The following is a 15,156-nucleotide window of genomic DNA, read 5'->3' on the forward strand; positions in this document are numbered from 1 at the left end:
AACTATATTTTCAGCGAGCGGGAGATGGTGTGAGCCCTGCAATCCCTAGTCGTTAGATTATCCTCTCAACGAATCCAATCTGAAAACAGTAAGACTGGACGTTCCCCACGTTACGGGAAAAGAGGAAAAGAGACACTGTCTTTTTTCGAACAAAGGTGGTACCACGATTTTCGTCCTTTTTGGAAGTCGTGGTTTTTAATTTGTTAATATTTATAAAGGAGATACCATGAAACTCAAAGATACCCTTAACCTTGGGAAAACAGCTTTCCCAATGCGTGCAGGACTTCCTACCAAAGAGCCACTCTGGCAAAAGGAATGGGAAGATGCAAAACTTTACCAACGTCGTCAAGAATTGAACCAAGGAAAACCGCATTTCACCTTGCACGATGGACCTCCGTATGCAAACGGAAATATCCACGTTGGACATGCCATGAACAAGATTTCCAAAGATATTATTGTTCGTTCTAAGTCTATGTCAGGATTTTACGCCCCTTATATTCCTGGTTGGGATACTCATGGTCTGCCAATCGAGCAAGTCTTGGCAAAACAAGGCGTGAAACGTAAAGAAATGGACTTGGTTGAGTACTTGAAACTTTGCCGCGAGTATGCTCTTTCTCAAGTAGATAAACAACGCGAAGACTTTAAACGTTTGGGTGTTTCTGGTGACTGGGAAAATCCTTATGTGACTTTGACTCCAGACTATGAAGCGGCTCAGATCCGTGTCTTTGGTGAAATGGCTAAAAAAGGCTATATCTACCGTGGTGCAAAGCCTGTTTACTGGTCATGGTCTTCTGAGTCAGCCCTTGCAGAAGCGGAAATTGAGTACCATGATTTGCTTTCAACTTCCCTTTACTATGCTAACCGCGTCAAAGATGGCAAAGGTGTACTAGATACGGACACTTACATCGTCGTATGGACCACTACACCATTTACTATCACAGCATCTCGTGGTTTGACAGTTGGAGCAGATATTGATTATGTAGTCGTACAACCAGCTGGCGAATCTCGTAAGTTTGTGGTTGCTTCAGAATTATTGAATAGCTTATCTGAGAAATTTGGCTGGGCTGATGTTCAGGTATTGGCGACCTACCGTGGTCAAGAATTGAATAAAATTGTGACAGCTCACCCATGGGATACAGCTGTAGATGAGTTGGTGATCCTCGGTGACCACGTTACGACTGACTCTGGTACAGGTATCGTCCATACAGCCCCTGGTTTTGGTGAGGATGATTACAATGTTGGTGTTGCCAATGGCTTGGAAGTGTTTGTCACTGTCAATGAACGCGGTATTATGATGGAAAATGCTGGTCCTGACTTTGCAGGTCAGTTCTATGACAAGGTTGTTCCAACTGTTATCGAAAAACTGGGGGATTTGCTTCTTGCTCAAGAAGAAATCTCTCACTCATACCCATTTGACTGGCGTACCAAGAAACCAATCATCTGGCGTGCAGTTCCACAATGGTTTGCCTCTGTATCTAAATTCCGCCAAGAAATCTTGGACGAAATTGAAAAAGTGAAGTTCCACTCAGAATGGGGGAAAGTGCGTCTTTACAACATGATTCGCGACCGTGGCGACTGGGTCATCTCTCGTCAACGTGCTTGGGGAGTTCCACTTCCTATCTTCTATGCTGAAGATGGAACACCAATCATGACAGCTGAAACCATTGAACACGTGGCTCAACTCTTTGAGGAACACGGTTCTATCATCTGGTGGGAACGTGATGCTAAGAATCTCTTGCCAGAAGGATTTACGCATCCAGGTTCACCAAATGGCGAGTTCAAAAAAGAAACAGACATCATGGATGTATGGTTTGACTCAGGTTCCTCATGGAATGGAGTGGTGGTTAACCGTCCAGAGTTGACTTACCCAGCAGATCTTTACCTTGAAGGTTCTGACCAGTACCGTGGTTGGTTCAACTCATCACTTATCACATCTGTTGCTAACCATGGCGTTGCTCCTTACAAACAAATCTTGTCACAAGGTTTTGCCCTTGATGGTAAAGGTGAGAAGATGTCTAAATCTCTTGGAAATACCATTGCGCCAAGCGATGTTGAAAAACAATTCGGTGCTGAAATCTTGCGTCTCTGGGTAACAAGTGTGGATTCAAGCAACGACGTACGTATCTCTATGGATATCTTGAGCCAAGTTTCAGAGACCTACCGTAAGATCCGTAACACTCTTCGTTTCTTGATTGCCAATACATCTGACTTTAACCCAGCTCAGGATGCAGTTGCTTACGATGAGCTTCGTTCAGTTGATAAGTATATGACCATCCGCTTTAACCAGCTTGTGAAAACGATCCGTGATGCTTATGCTAACTTTGAATTCTTGACAATCTACAAGGCCTTGGTGAACTTTATCAACGTTGACTTGTCAGCCTTCTACCTTGATTTTGCGAAAGACGTTGTCTACATCGAAGGTGCCAAATCATTGGAACGCCGTCAAATGCAGACTGTTTTCTATGACATTCTTGTGAAAATCACCAAACTCTTGACACCAATCCTTCCTCACACTGCGGAAGAAATCTGGTCATATCTTGAGTTTGAAGCTGAAGACTTCGTTCAATTGTCAGAATTGCCAGAAGCGGAAACATTTGCTAACCAGGAAGAAATATTGGATACTTGGGCAGCCTTCATGGACTTCCGCGGACAAGCTCAAAAAGCCTTGGAAGAAGCTCGTAATGCTAAAGTAATCGGTAAATCACTCGAAGCGCACTTGACAGTTTATCCAAATGAAGTTGTGAAAACTTTACTCGAAGCAGTAAACAGCAATGTAGCTCAACTCTTGATCGTGTCAGAATTGACTATTGCAGAAGGACCAGCTCCAGAAACTGCCGTTAGCTTCGAAGATGTAGCCTTCACTGTTGAACGCGCTGCAGGTGAAGTATGTGACCGTTGCCGTCGTATCGACCCAACAACAGCAGAACGCAGCTACCACGCAGTCATCTGTGACCACTGTGCAAGCATTGTAGAAGAAAACTTTGCGGATGCAGTCGCAGAAGGATTTGAAGCGAAATAATCAGAATAGACTGAGAAAGGTCGCTAAAATCATAAAAACGCATAATATCAAGAGTTCAAGTACCTTGATATTATGCGTTTTATCATGGGAAAATTTACTAGTCCATTTCCTCAAATGAAGTTCTTCCTGGCCTGTCCGTGTAGATAATTAATATAATCAACTATTCAGTTTTCTCATAATTTTATATTTCTACTAATTATAGAGAAGACTGATAAGCTCTTCTCTTTTTAGTTGATTTTAACTAGCTTTTTTGTGAAAAATTGTGTAAAATAGAATAGATAAACGAGGGAAACCTCGAAAAATAAAAGGAGAATCCATCTAATGGTAAAATTGGTTTTTGCTCGCCACGGTGAGTCTGAATGGAACAAAGCTAACCTTTTCACTGGTTGGGCTGATGTTGATTTGTCTGATAAAGGAACACAACAAGCGATTGACGCTGGTAAATTGATCAAAGAAGCTGGTATCGAATTTGACCAAGCTTACACTTCAGTATTGAAACGTGCGATCAAAACAACAAACTTGGCTCTTGAAGCTGCTGACCAACTCTGGGTTCCAGTTGAAAAATCATGGCGCTTGAACGAACGTCACTATGGTGGTTTGACTGGTAAAAACAAAGCTGAAGCTGCTGAACAATTTGGTGATGAGCAAGTTCACATCTGGCGTCGTTCATACGATGTATTGCCTCCTGCAATGCCTCATGATGACGAATACTCAGCTCACACTGACCGTCGTTACGCTTCACTTGACGACTCAGTCATTCCAGATGCTGAAAACTTGAAAGTGACTTTGGAACGTGCTCTTCCATTCTGGGAAGATAAAATCGCTCCAGCGCTTAAAGATGGTAAAAACGTATTCGTAGGAGCTCACGGTAACTCAATCCGTGCCCTCGTAAAACACATCAAACACTTGTCAGATGATGAAATCATGGGTGTAGAAATCCCTAACTTCCCACCATTGGTATTCGAATTCGACGAAAAATTGAACGTCGTAAAAGAATACTACCTTGGGAAATAATCTATAAACAGAAAGCCTAGGATTCCTAGGCTTTTTGTTTTTGCTTCTGGTTTCCAACTAGTTGAAAAAGCGTTATAATGATAGTAAAGAGTGACTTAATTGTAAGAAAGAGAGAAGGACGATGGCTTATATTGAAATGAAACACAGCTACAAGCGTTACCAGGTCGGTGATACGGAGATTGTGGCTAATCGTGATGTGAATTTTGAAATTGAAAAAGGGGAGCTGGTTATTATCCTTGGTGCTTCTGGTGCTGGAAAATCAACCGTTCTCAATCTCCTAGGAGGTATGGATACCAATGATGAAGGGGAGATTTGGATCGATGGTACCAATATTGCCAACTATAGTTCGCACCAACGAACAAACTATCGTCGTGAAGATGTGGGCTTTGTTTTTCAGTTTTACAATCTAGTCTCCAATCTGACAGCCAAGGAAAACGTGGAGTTGGCCTCAGAAATCGTAGCGGATGCCTTGGATCCAGAGCAAGTACTCAAAGACGTAGGTCTGGCTCATCGCCTCAATAACTTTCCAGCCCAGCTTTCTGGAGGGGAGCAACAGCGAGTCTCCATTGCACGCGCTGTAGCCAAAAATCCTAAGATCCTCCTTTGTGATGAACCAACAGGTGCCTTGGATTACCAGACGGGGAAGCAAGTCTTGAAGATTCTCCAAGACATGTCTCGTCAAAAAGGGGCAACAGTGATTATCGTGACCCATAATAGCGCGTTAGCTCCTATCGCAGATCGGGTGATTTACATGCGTGATGCTACGGTTAAGAGCGTAACAATCAATGAGCATCCACAGGATATTGATACATTGGAGTATTAGCATGAGAAAAATATACCGAAAAGACCTACTCCAGTCGGTAACTGCTTCTAAGGGGCGTTTTGTTTCTATCTTGACTTTAATGATGCTGGGTTCCCTGGCCCTAGTAGGTCTTAAAGTAGCCAGTCCCAACATGGAACGTACGGCAGAAGATTATCTCCGTAAAGCCAATACTCTGGATCTGGCCGTGATAGCTGATTATGGCTTGGACAAAGAAGACCAAGACGAACTAAAGACCCTTCAAGGAGCAAGTGTTGAGTTTGGCTATATGGCAGACCTAACCGTTGAAAATAGTGAAGAAGCGGTTCGACTTTATTCCAAACCAGAGAGCATTTCAACCTTCCAAGTGACAGTAGGGCGACTGCCAGAAGCTAATGAGGAAATTGCCTTGGCTGATTTCTGGAAAGACCGTTATCAGATTGGAGAGACCATTACCTTTACTAAGAAAGAAGAAAAGACCGTCCTAAAATCCCAAACTTTCACAATTACCGGATTTGTTCAGTCGGGTGAGATCCTTTCTAAAAAAGATTTAGGGAGTGCTAGTAGTGGAAATGGAAACTTAGCTGGCTACGGAGTGATTTTACCCAGTCAGTTTGATACAGAAGTCTACAGTATTGCGCGTGTGCGCTATGATGATTTAAAAAATCTGGATGCTTTTTCATCAGACTATAAGACCAAACGAACCCAACATCAGGAAGAGTTGCAAGACTTACTTGCTGATAATGGTCAAAAAAGATTGGTAAGTATCAAAACAAATGGGCAAAAGAGCCTGGAAGAGGGGAAAGAACAGCTCCAAACTGCTGAAAGCAACCTTGAAAATGGCAGGAGTCAGTTAGAGCAGGCTGAAAGTCGCTTGAAAACGCAAGAAGAACAAGCGACCGCTCTACCAGAACCACAAAAGAGTCAAGCCAAGGGACAGCTGACAAAAGCTAAGGAAGAACTGGCGACAAAAAAAGAAAAACTGGCTCAGACAGAGAGTGATCTATCTAAGGAAAAAGAGAAGCTTGAACAGCGTCAGAAAGAGCTTGATGAACTGGCAGAGCCGAAATACCACGTATACAATCGCCAAACCATGCCAGGTGGTCAAGGCTACCTCATGTACAGCAATGCATCATCAAGCATTCGTTCAGTCGGGAATATCTTCCCAGTGGTGCTTTATATGGTCGCTGCAATGGTGACCTTTACAACAATGACTCGCTTTGTGGATGAAGAGCGTACCAATGCTGGTATTTTCAAGGCCCTAGGTTACCGGAATCAAGATATAGTTGCCAAGTTTATCCTCTATGGTTTTCTTGCAGGAACTGTAGGAACCATTATAGGAACACTTCTTGGACATTATCTTCTTGCAGGGGTGATTTCAGATGTTATAACAGCTGGGATGGTTGTTGGAAAAAGTCACGAGTATTTCTATTGGTCTTATAGTCTTATTGCCCTAGCTTTAAGTTGGGTATCCAGCGTTTTGCCGGCTTATCTGGTAGCGAGGAGGGAATTACACGATGAAGCAGCCCAACTCTTACTTCCAAAACCTCCCGTTAAGGGATCAAAGATTTTGCTGGAACGTCTGAGCTTTATTTGGAGTCGTTTGAGTTTTACTCATAAGGTTACGGCAAGAAATATCTTTCGTTATAAGCAACGGATGTTGATGACCATTTTTGGAGTTGCAGGTTCGGTGGCTCTCCTATTTGCAGGTCTTGGCATTCAGTCATCTGTGGGAGGAGTTGTGGAGCGCCAATTTGAACAAATCCAGCAATACCAGATGATTGTAGCGGAAAAGAGCAGTGCCAGTGAGCAAGAAAAAACAGATCTAGAAAGTGCCTTGCAAGCTGAATCGATCCATGCTTCTCAAAAGATTTACTCAAAATCCATTGAAAAAGATTTTAAAGGAAAAGCAGGACTTCAAACAATCACCATGATGGTTACTAGTGGAGAAGACTTTAAGCCTTTTATCACATTAGAGGAAAATGGGCAAGAGGTGCAGGTCACTGATGGAGCGGTTGTGAGTCAAAAATTAGCCCAACTAGCAGGTGTTACGGTTGGGGACGAGCTGGAGCTTGATGGGAAGGAAATCAAGGTCGCGGCTATTTCTGAAAACTATGTTGGACACTTTGTTTATCTCAACCGAGCGACTTACGAACAAGTCTATGGAACCAGTCCGCAAGACAATACCTACCTAGTAAAATTAAAAGAGCCAACACCTTCCAATACGGAGAAAGAAGCGGCTACTTTCATGGGAAAAGCTGCTGTTTCTGGGGTCGTCCAAAATGCGACAGCCATCCATCTCTTTGAATCCGTGGCTAGTTCGCTCAATAAAACCATGGCAATCCTTGTCCTTGTTTCCGTTTTACTAGCCATTGTCATTCTCTACAATCTCACTAACATCAATGTCGCAGAACGTATACGTGAACTTTCCACTATCAAGGTTCTCGGTTTCCACAATAAAGAAGTGACCCTCTATATCTACCGCGAGACCATGGTGCTGTCCCTTGTGGGAATTGCTCTCGGTTTGGTAGCTGGCCACTATTTACATCAATTTTTGATTCAAATGATTTCACCAGCCACCATACTCTTTTATCCTCAGGTCAGCTGGGAAGTCTCTGCTCTTCCAATCGTCGCAGTGACTGTGATTTTGGCTTTACTGGGCGTCTTTGTCAATTACCACTTAAGAAAAGTAGATATGCTCGAAGCCCTGAAATCAGTAGAGTAATTCAAGGGTTTAAACAGTAAATCAGTTGACAAAGTCTCTGCTTCTTGGTAGAATAAGAACTGTCGTAAAGACAAATAACTTCTTCTTGGTTGCAGGCATGCCAACCTGTCACTCGGATGAAGCCAAATAAAAAGGAGAAACATCATGGCAATCTCAAAAGAGAAAAAAAATGAAATCATCGCACAATATGCACGTCACGAAGGTGATACAGGTTCAGTAGAGGTTCAAGTTGCTGTCCTTACTTGGGAAATTAACCACCTTAACGAACACATCAAACAACACAAAAAAGACCACGCTACTTACCGTGGATTGATGAAGAAAATCGGTCGCCGTCGTAACTTGCTTGCATACTTGCGTAAAAACGACGTTAACCGTTACCGTGAGTTAATCAACTCTCTAGGACTTCGTCGCTAATCTTGCGTCTAAAACGTTTCTATACTTCGTTGCCTTAGCCTCGATGTACCATCAGTACAATCTTCGGCTTGTCGCCTAGTCTATAAACGTTTTATCCAGCAAGAATTATGATGCTAAGGGCGCCAAAAATCCGTATGAAAATAGGGAAACGAGACAGTGTTCGATGAACATAAGGAGTTTCATCTTTTTCGCTAGGATTTTAGCCCAAGCTCAAATCAGCTCTCTGACTTCAGAGGGCTTTTTCTATATATATTTCCATTCTTGTTCATCTAATGAAAATATGGTATACTTTTTATGAGAATTTTCTAAATTTTTAAGATTCTATCAAAGGAGGTTTACATGCTTTCCAAATTTTCTGGAAGCCGACAGGACCTGCAATTCGTGTTGCTTTTAGGTATTTTGCTAGGTGTTTTAGGAATTTCCCTCTTTCTAGCAGTTTCAATGGGATCCGTTGCGATTGATCTAGGCGATACCTATCGGGTTATTTTGAGCAGGTTGGGATTTCCTCTTGAGATAGGAGAGGTTTCCAAGTCTACTCTTGCCATTGTATGGAACATGAGATTCCCTCGAGTATTGTTAGGTCTGATAGTAGGAGCAGGCCTTTCTATGTGTGGTAGTGTGATGCAGTCCACGGTAAACAATCCCATCGCTGAGCCCTATGTCTTAGGAATCTCTGCGGGTGCAACTCTAGGTGCAACCTTGAGCATCATTCTTGGTTTAAAAGTGATGATTAGCCTTGGAGCTTTTCTTGGAGCTATTTTGGCAACAATTGCTGTCCTCATCATTGCCTCTATGCAGGGAAGGATGACGACTTCTAGTCTAATCTTATCGGGAACGGTGGTCAACGCTCTCTTTCTGGCTTTTTCAAACTTTATTATCTCAGTTGGCGCTAATGCGGATAGTGTGATGACCATTAAGTTTTGGACCATGGGCTCGCTCGCTGGGACTTCCTGGGCAGACTTGGTTCTGCCAACTATAGTAGTAGGATCGGCCTTTCTATTTTTCTCTACTCAGTATCGTGTTTTTAATGCGATGATGATGGGAGATGAGACTGCTTTAACTTTGGGAATTCCCTTACGCTTCTATTGGTATCTTTATGTGACCATGGTAGCTGTGCTGACAGCAGTCTTAGTGGCAACCTGTGGGATTATTGGATTTGTTGGTCTAATTACTCCTCACTTAGCTCGAGGCTTAGTAGGAACGAATTACAGGAGACTTTTTCCCGTTGCGACCTTACTGGGTGCCCTCTTTGTCGTCTGGGCAGATGTACTCTCTCGTGTCATCATTCCAAATGCTGAGCTGCCGATTGGTATTTTCACAGCCTTGGTAGGTGCTCCCTTCTTTATCTACATTGTAGGAGGTAAGCGAAGGGAGGTGAGGGCCTGATATGGACTTGATTTGTCAGGATGTCCACTTTGGACTAGGAGAGAAAAAAATCCTCAAAGGAGTTTCTCTTAAGGTTGAGGGGCATCAATTTCACACGATACTAGGACCGAATGGAAGTGGAAAAACCAGCCTGCTTAAACTCCTCTATCGTCAGGAAAAGGCGGACAAGGGCTTGATAAGCCTAGATGGAAAGCCGCTGGAGCATTGGTCACTCAAAGAAACAGCCAAGCAAATGGCAGTTGTCACCCAGTTTAATCAATTGCAGTTTGATTGTACAGTTGAGGAAATCGTCTTGCTAGGAAGAACGCCCCATCTCTCTTTTTTACAGAAGGAAAAGGAAAGAGATTATGCCCTTGTTCAAGATGCACTTGTCAAGGTGGATATGCTTGAGAAGAAAACTCGTCTCTATTCGTCCCTGTCAGGGGGAGAGAAGCAGAGAGTCTTATTAGCCCGCGCCTTGGCGCAAGAACCGACTCTCTTGCTCCTGGACGAACCAACTAATCACCTGGATATCAAGTACCAGTTAGACTTGTTGGCCATTGTGAAGGATCTTAAGGTCAATGTTCTAGCTGTCCTACATGATATTCAACTTGCTTGTCGCTATTCGGATTATCTCTATCTGATGAAAGAGGGGGAAATTCTTTATCAGGGAACTCCAAAGGAGGCCATCACCCCTGAGTCATTACAAACTGTATATGGAGTTCAAAGTCAAGTGACTTGGACCGAGGATCAGCAAGCCATGATTCACTATTTATAAAAATGAAAAGGAAAACAAAATGAAAAAAACACTAAGCATTTTACTGGTAACAGTAGCTACCTTAACCATGGTAGCTTGTGGTAATACTACAGAAAAAGCTACCACACAGTCTAGTACAGAAACAAGTCAAAAGGCCAGCACAGAGACGACTTATCCGTTAACGGTCAAGACTTATGACGCTAAGGGAAATGAAGTCGAACAAGTCTTTGACAAGACACCTGAAAAAGTTATCACCAACAATCTTTCAACAACTGAAATCTTATTGGAGCTAGGCTTGAAGGATAAAATTGCTGGCATGCTCAACCCTGACAATGCTGTGACGGACAAATACAAGGACGCGATTGCGACGATTCCTCAAATTGGCGATAAAAAAACAGTCTCTCAAGAGACAGTGCTTTCTTATGAACCAGATGCTGTGATGGGTCGAAACATGATGTTTTCTGAAAAATCCTTGGGGACAGTTAGCACTTGGAATGAAAACAAAATCCCAGTCTATACGCAAAAAGCTTCTCTCTCAACAATTCAGCAAGATTTGGGGAATATTGTAGAAGACGTTAAAAATCTTGGAATGATTTTCAATGTTCAGGACAAGGCCAATGAATACGCAGCCCAATTACAAGCTAAAATTGACGCTGTTAAGAAAGCAAACCCAGCAAGCCAAGGTGAAAAGAAAAAGGCTTTGATTATGGTTGCTTATAATGATGAAACCTTTGGTGCCTACAAGTCTGCTTTGCAAGAAAGCTTGTTGAATCAACTTGGTTATACAAACGTTGCAACGGGAACATCAGGCTTGACCTTGGAAAATCTCGTGTCAATGGATCCTGAGTTGATTATCTATGTGACCAGCGACCGCAATAAAAAATTGGATGCTAACGCAGTAGAGTTGATGAAGGCAAATGAAGTTTTGGAAAACGTTCCTGCAATTAAGAATCAAAAAATCATGACCATTTCTTACGATGAGTTGATGGACTATGGTCCAGCAGTGATTGATTCCCTTGAGAAAATCAATGACTTTATCAATAAATAATGAGTTTGATTGGGAAGGAATCCAAGTCAAGGTCAGCCTTCCTTCGACCTATGACCCCAATCAAACCTATCCAGCAATTCTCTTGAATGATGGAAACTTGGATTTCCTCTCTTCCCTTTCAGAATCTGTGATTTTAGTGGGCTTGACCTCTAAAAATCGCCTAGATGACTACACTCCCTGGAAGGCATCTGCTTTAAGAGATGGAGCTCCAGATTTTGGCGGTCAGGCAAATGCCTATCATGGTCATTTATTTGGAGATCTTTTAGACAAGTTGCAGTCACTTTATCGTCTGGACAAAAATCGCCTTGCTTATGGAGGATACTCACTAGGTGGTTTGCTGGCAGTATACAGTCTTTTCAGCTTTGACAAGGTCTCCTGTGTCTTCTCTATCTGTGGTTCCTTTTGGTATCCTGATTTTGTGACTTATTGCAAGGAAGAAAAGGTGAGAAATTTGGACTGTTTACTGTATTTGCAGAATGGTCAAACAGAAGGAGCCCATCATACCAATCGCTTGGCTCAAGCACCAGCCTATGCTGAGCAGATCCATACCAGTCTTCAGCAACGCTATCCGACTGGTCAGTTTGTCTTTGATCCTTATGGGCATCATGAGCAAGTGGCTGAGCGATTTCTAGCCTTTTCCAACTGGTTGGCTCAAAAATGGAAAATTGCATAAAAGAAATATCCCTTGGCAAAAGCCAAGGGATAATTGTATTTTTTAACCAAGTTTCTCTCTCTTCTTATCTGGATTCCAGATAAAGCTTGCAATGAAGGTAAAGATAATTGTTAGGATACCAACAACCACAGCAAGGATGAGGGCTGGGATGCGGACAAACCACCAGAGTGGATTTGGTTTTTTATCATTGTGCCATTGCTTGGTTTCTTCGTCCAAACGTTGGAATTCTGCTTGGATACGGTCTGCAACCATTTCAATCCCTTCATCATTCATTTTCTTGATGTCTGAGATATCGATAGGATTTCCAAAGTTCATATCTACACGTTCACGGCTAATCAAGCCTTTCAAGGTCATGGGACCGGTGTAGGTAACAGGCATGATACGGACCTTGGCCATTTTGGCAATCAAGGCAACTCCACCCTTGACATCATTTGAGTGACGGCTCCCACTTGGAAACATGATGAGAGAGCGGTCACTTTTTTTGAGGACGTTGATAGGGTACTTGATGGCAGAGGCGCTGGGATTTTCCCGGTCGATAGGAAAGGCACCACACATACGGATCCACCAGCCAAAGATGCGGTTGTTAAAAAGCTCTTTTTTGGCCATAAAGATGAACTGTTTTGGCTTGGTCGCAAAAGCCATATATACAGGATCCCACCAGGTACGATGAGGAGCGACGAGGATATAGTTTTCGTCTTTACTAGGGATTTTATCAGTATTGTGGTAGTGAGCATTGCCATTGATGGACCACAAAATCAGCATGACTAGTCCACGCAAATAAGTATAAAACATGAGATCTCCTTCGATTGTATTGCTTTTATTATTATACCTTATCAAAAGACTACTGGCAAACTTTTTCAGTTATCAGCCAACAGTTTTTGGATGAGATTAGAATTCTGCTAGAAAAAATGATATGATAGAATTTATGGATAAAAATAAGATAATGGGATTAACCCAAAGAGAAGTCAAGGAAAGACAGGCTCAAGGTTTGGTCAATGACTTTACCGCTTCGGCCAGTACCAGTACTTGGCAAATCTTTAAACGAAATGTTTTTACACTTTTTAACGCTTTAAACTTTGCTATTGCTTTGGCGCTAGCTTTTGTGCAGGCTTGGAGCAATCTGGTTTTCTTTGCCGTTATCTGCTTTAACGCTTTTTCTGGGATTGTGACCGAGCTGCGGGCTAAACACATGGTGGACAAGCTCAATCTCATGACCAAGGAAAAAGTCAAAACCATCCGTGATGGTCAAGAGGTTGCTCTCGATCCAGAAGAGTTGGTTCTAGGAGATGTCATTCGTCTGTCTGCTGGAGAGCAAATCCCTAGTGATGCGCGGGTTCTGGAAGGATTTGCGGAAGTCAATGAAGCTATGTTGACGGGTGAGAGTGATTTGGTGCAAAAAGAAGTGGATGCCTTGCTTTTATCAGGGAGTTTCCTAGCCAGTGGCGCGGTTTTGGCTCAAGTTCACCATGTCGGGGCAGACAACTATGCTTCCAAACTCATGCTGGAAGCTAAGACAGTGAAACCAATCAACTCCCGTATCATGAAATCGCTAGACAAGCTAGCTGGCTTTACTGGAAAGATTATCATTCCCTTTGGTCTAGCTCTCTTGCTAGAAGCCTTGATGTTAAAAAGCCTACCCCTCAAGTCATCCGTTGTAAATTCGTCAACAGCCCTTTTGGGTATGCTGCCCAAGGGAATCGCCCTTTTGACCATAACTTCGCTCTTGACTGCGGTGATCAAGCTGGGCTTGAAAAAGGTCTTGGTGCAGGAGATGTACTCTGTCGAGACCTTGGCGCGCGTGGATATGCTCTGTCTAGACAAGACGGGAACCATCACCCAAGGAAAGATGCAAGTGGAGGCGGTTCTTCCTCTGACGGAAACTTATGGTGAAGAGACTATTGCCAGCATTTTGACCAGCTACATCGCCCATAGTGAAGATAAAAATCCAACGGCCCAAGCCATTCGCCAGCGTTTCCAAGGTCAAGTAGCCTATCCTATGCTCTCGAATCTTCCCTTCTCTAGCGACCGCAAGTGGGGAGCTATGGAGTTAGAAGGGCTAGGAACGGTTTTCTTAGGTGCGCCTGAGATGTTGTTGGACTCTGAAGTCCCAGAAGCTAGAGAGGCCCTAGAGAGAGGGTCGCGTGTCTTGGTCTTAGCCCTCAGTCAGGAAAAACTAGACCACCACAAACCACAGAAACCATCTGATATTCAGGCTCTGGCCTTGCTGGAAATCTTGGACCCGATTCGAGAAGGAGCAGCTGAGACACTAGACTATCTTCGTTCCCAGGAAGTGGGCCTCAAGATTATCTCTGGTGACAATCCAGTTACAGTGTCCAGCATTGCCCAGAAGGCTGGCTTTGCAGACTATCACAGCTATGTAGATTGCTCAAAAATCATGGATGAGGAATTGGTTGCCATGGCTGAAGAGACGGCTATTTTTGGACGTGTTTCCCCTCATCAAAAGAAACTCATCATCCAAACTCTGAAAAAAGCAGGGCATACAACGGCTATGACAGGGGACGGAGTCAATGATATCCTGGCCCTTCGTGAGGCGGATTGTTCGATCGTGATGGCTGAGGGAGATCCGGCGACTCGTCAGATTGCCAATCTAGTTCTCTTAAACTCAGACTTTAATGATGTTCCTGAGATTCTCTTTGAAGGCCGTCGCGTGGTCAATAACATCGCCCATATCGCACCGATTTTCTTGATTAAGACGATTTATTCCTTTTTGCTTGCGGTGATTTGTATTGCTAGTGTTTTACTAGGGCGGCCTGAGTGGATTTTGATTTTTCCTTTCATTCCGATCCAGATTACCATGATCGACCAATTCGTGGAAGGTTTCCCACCATTCGTTTTGACTTTTGAGAGAAATATCAAACCTGTCGAGCCAAACTTCCTCAGAAAATCCATGCTTCGCGCCCTACCAAGTGCCCTCATGGTTGTGTTCAGCGTTCTCTTTGTGAAAATATTTGGAAGTAGTCAAGGATGGTCTGAGTTAGAAATGTCAACTCTCCTCTATTATCTACTTGGCTCTATCGGCTTCTTATCCGTATTTAGAGCCTGCATGCCATTTACTCTCTGGCGTGTCCTCTTGATTGTTTGGTCAGTAGGAGGTTTCCTAGCCACAGCTCTTTTCCCAATGATTCAAAAGTTGCTTGAAATTTCAACCTTGACAGCACAAACGTTGCCTGTTTATGGGGCCATGATGCTGGTCTTTACGGTGATTTTCATTCTAACCAGTCGCTACCAAGTTAAAAAATAAAGAAAGACTGCAATCTGTGGATTGCGGTCTTTTTAGGTGCAAGATTGCTAGCTGAAATGTGGTATAATAAGAGATAATAG

General features: G+C 43.2%; 11 protein-coding genes. 10 read left to right on the plus strand and 1 reads right to left on the minus strand.

Going from position 1 to position 15,156, the window contains the following annotated elements; translation table 11 throughout:
- Positions 1-226: 226 nt before the first annotated feature.
- The 9 genes from ileS to ACVX3R_RS02745 all read left to right on the plus strand — a co-directional run bounded on the left by ileS (position 227) and on the right by ACVX3R_RS02745 (position 11,814).
- Positions 227-3,019 carry an isoleucine--tRNA ligase gene (gene ileS, locus ACVX3R_RS02705; RefSeq protein WP_458795360.1) on the plus strand — a complete coding sequence of 931 codons (2,793 nt, stop codon included), beginning with the start codon at positions 227-229 and terminating at the stop codon, positions 3,017-3,019.
- Positions 3,020-3,340: 321 nt separating this feature from the next.
- Complete coding sequence (locus ACVX3R_RS02710; RefSeq protein ID WP_000240120.1) at positions 3,341-4,033, plus strand: phosphoglycerate mutase; 693 nt, start codon at positions 3,341-3,343, stop codon at positions 4,031-4,033.
- A 121-nt stretch (positions 4,034-4,154) separates the two neighbouring features.
- Positions 4,155-4,856, plus strand: coding sequence for an ABC transporter ATP-binding protein (locus ACVX3R_RS02715; RefSeq protein ID WP_458795361.1), 702 nt, complete (start codon positions 4,155-4,157; stop codon positions 4,854-4,856).
- Position 4,857: 1 nt separating this feature from the next.
- On the plus strand, positions 4,858-7,557 hold the full coding sequence (locus ACVX3R_RS02720; RefSeq protein ID WP_458795362.1) for an FtsX-like permease family protein: 2,700 nt from the start codon (positions 4,858-4,860) through the stop codon (positions 7,555-7,557).
- A gap of 144 nt (positions 7,558-7,701) precedes the next feature.
- The gene (gene rpsO, locus ACVX3R_RS02725) at positions 7,702-7,971 is read left to right on the plus strand and encodes a 30S ribosomal protein S15 (protein ID WP_001018251.1); all 270 of its coding nucleotides are present in this window, start codon (positions 7,702-7,704) and stop codon (positions 7,969-7,971) included.
- Between the two features lie 339 nt (positions 7,972-8,310).
- Positions 8,311-9,357 carry a FecCD family ABC transporter permease gene (locus tag ACVX3R_RS02730; RefSeq protein WP_458795363.1) on the plus strand — a complete coding sequence of 349 codons (1,047 nt, stop codon included), beginning with the start codon at positions 8,311-8,313 and terminating at the stop codon, positions 9,355-9,357.
- Between the two features lies 1 nt (position 9,358).
- Positions 9,359-10,114: an ABC transporter ATP-binding protein gene (locus ACVX3R_RS02735; protein ID WP_458795364.1), complete on the plus strand. Its 756-nt coding sequence runs from the start codon at positions 9,359-9,361 to the stop codon at positions 10,112-10,114.
- A gap of 19 nt (positions 10,115-10,133) precedes the next feature.
- Complete coding sequence (locus tag ACVX3R_RS02740) at positions 10,134-11,141, plus strand: ABC transporter substrate-binding protein (protein ID WP_458795365.1); 1,008 nt, start codon at positions 10,134-10,136, stop codon at positions 11,139-11,141.
- Positions 11,122-11,814, plus strand: coding sequence for an alpha/beta hydrolase (locus ACVX3R_RS02745; protein WP_458795366.1), 693 nt, complete (start codon positions 11,122-11,124; stop codon positions 11,812-11,814). The genes ACVX3R_RS02740 and ACVX3R_RS02745 overlap by 20 nt, the downstream gene beginning before the upstream one ends.
- A gap of 42 nt (positions 11,815-11,856) precedes the next feature.
- On the opposite strand, the gene ACVX3R_RS02750 is transcribed toward ACVX3R_RS02745, so the two are convergent.
- Positions 11,857-12,606, minus strand: coding sequence for a lysophospholipid acyltransferase family protein (locus ACVX3R_RS02750; protein ID WP_458795367.1), 750 nt, complete (start codon positions 12,604-12,606; stop codon positions 11,857-11,859).
- A gap of 133 nt (positions 12,607-12,739) precedes the next feature.
- On the opposite strand from ACVX3R_RS02750, the gene ACVX3R_RS02755 reads away from it, so the two are divergent.
- Entirely contained in the window at positions 12,740-15,076 is a 2,337-nt protein-coding gene (locus tag ACVX3R_RS02755; RefSeq protein WP_458795670.1) for a cation-translocating P-type ATPase, read from the plus strand.
- The last annotated feature ends 80 nt before the right edge of the window (positions 15,077-15,156 follow it).

It is taken from the genome of Streptococcus sp. 517s, from assembly GCF_054445985.1.

What these genes read in the sequence shown, in the direction of transcription:
- ileS (WP_458795360.1), top strand. Translation starts at nt 227, where the DNA reads ATGAAACTCAAAGATACCCTTAACCTTGGGAAAACAGCTTTCCCAATG.
- ACVX3R_RS02710 (WP_000240120.1), top strand. Translation starts at nt 3,341, where the DNA reads ATGGTAAAATTGGTTTTTGCTCGCCACGGTGAGTCTGAATGGAACAAA.
- ACVX3R_RS02715 (WP_458795361.1), top strand. Translation starts at nt 4,155, where the DNA reads ATGGCTTATATTGAAATGAAACACAGCTACAAGCGTTACCAGGTCGGT.
- ACVX3R_RS02720 (WP_458795362.1), top strand. Translation starts at nt 4,858, where the DNA reads ATGAGAAAAATATACCGAAAAGACCTACTCCAGTCGGTAACTGCTTCT.
- rpsO (WP_001018251.1), top strand. Translation starts at nt 7,702, where the DNA reads ATGGCAATCTCAAAAGAGAAAAAAAATGAAATCATCGCACAATATGCA.
- ACVX3R_RS02730 (WP_458795363.1), top strand. Translation starts at nt 8,311, where the DNA reads ATGCTTTCCAAATTTTCTGGAAGCCGACAGGACCTGCAATTCGTGTTG.
- ACVX3R_RS02735 (WP_458795364.1), top strand. Translation starts at nt 9,359, where the DNA reads ATGGACTTGATTTGTCAGGATGTCCACTTTGGACTAGGAGAGAAAAAA.
- ACVX3R_RS02740 (WP_458795365.1), top strand. Translation starts at nt 10,134, where the DNA reads ATGAAAAAAACACTAAGCATTTTACTGGTAACAGTAGCTACCTTAACC.
- ACVX3R_RS02745 (WP_458795366.1), top strand. Translation starts at nt 11,122, where the DNA reads ATGACTTTATCAATAAATAATGAGTTTGATTGGGAAGGAATCCAAGTC.
- ACVX3R_RS02750 (WP_458795367.1), bottom strand. Translation starts at nt 12,606, where the DNA reads ATGTTTTATACTTATTTGCGTGGACTAGTCATGCTGATTTTGTGGTCC.
- ACVX3R_RS02755 (WP_458795670.1), top strand. Translation starts at nt 12,740, where the DNA reads ATGGATAAAAATAAGATAATGGGATTAACCCAAAGAGAAGTCAAGGAA.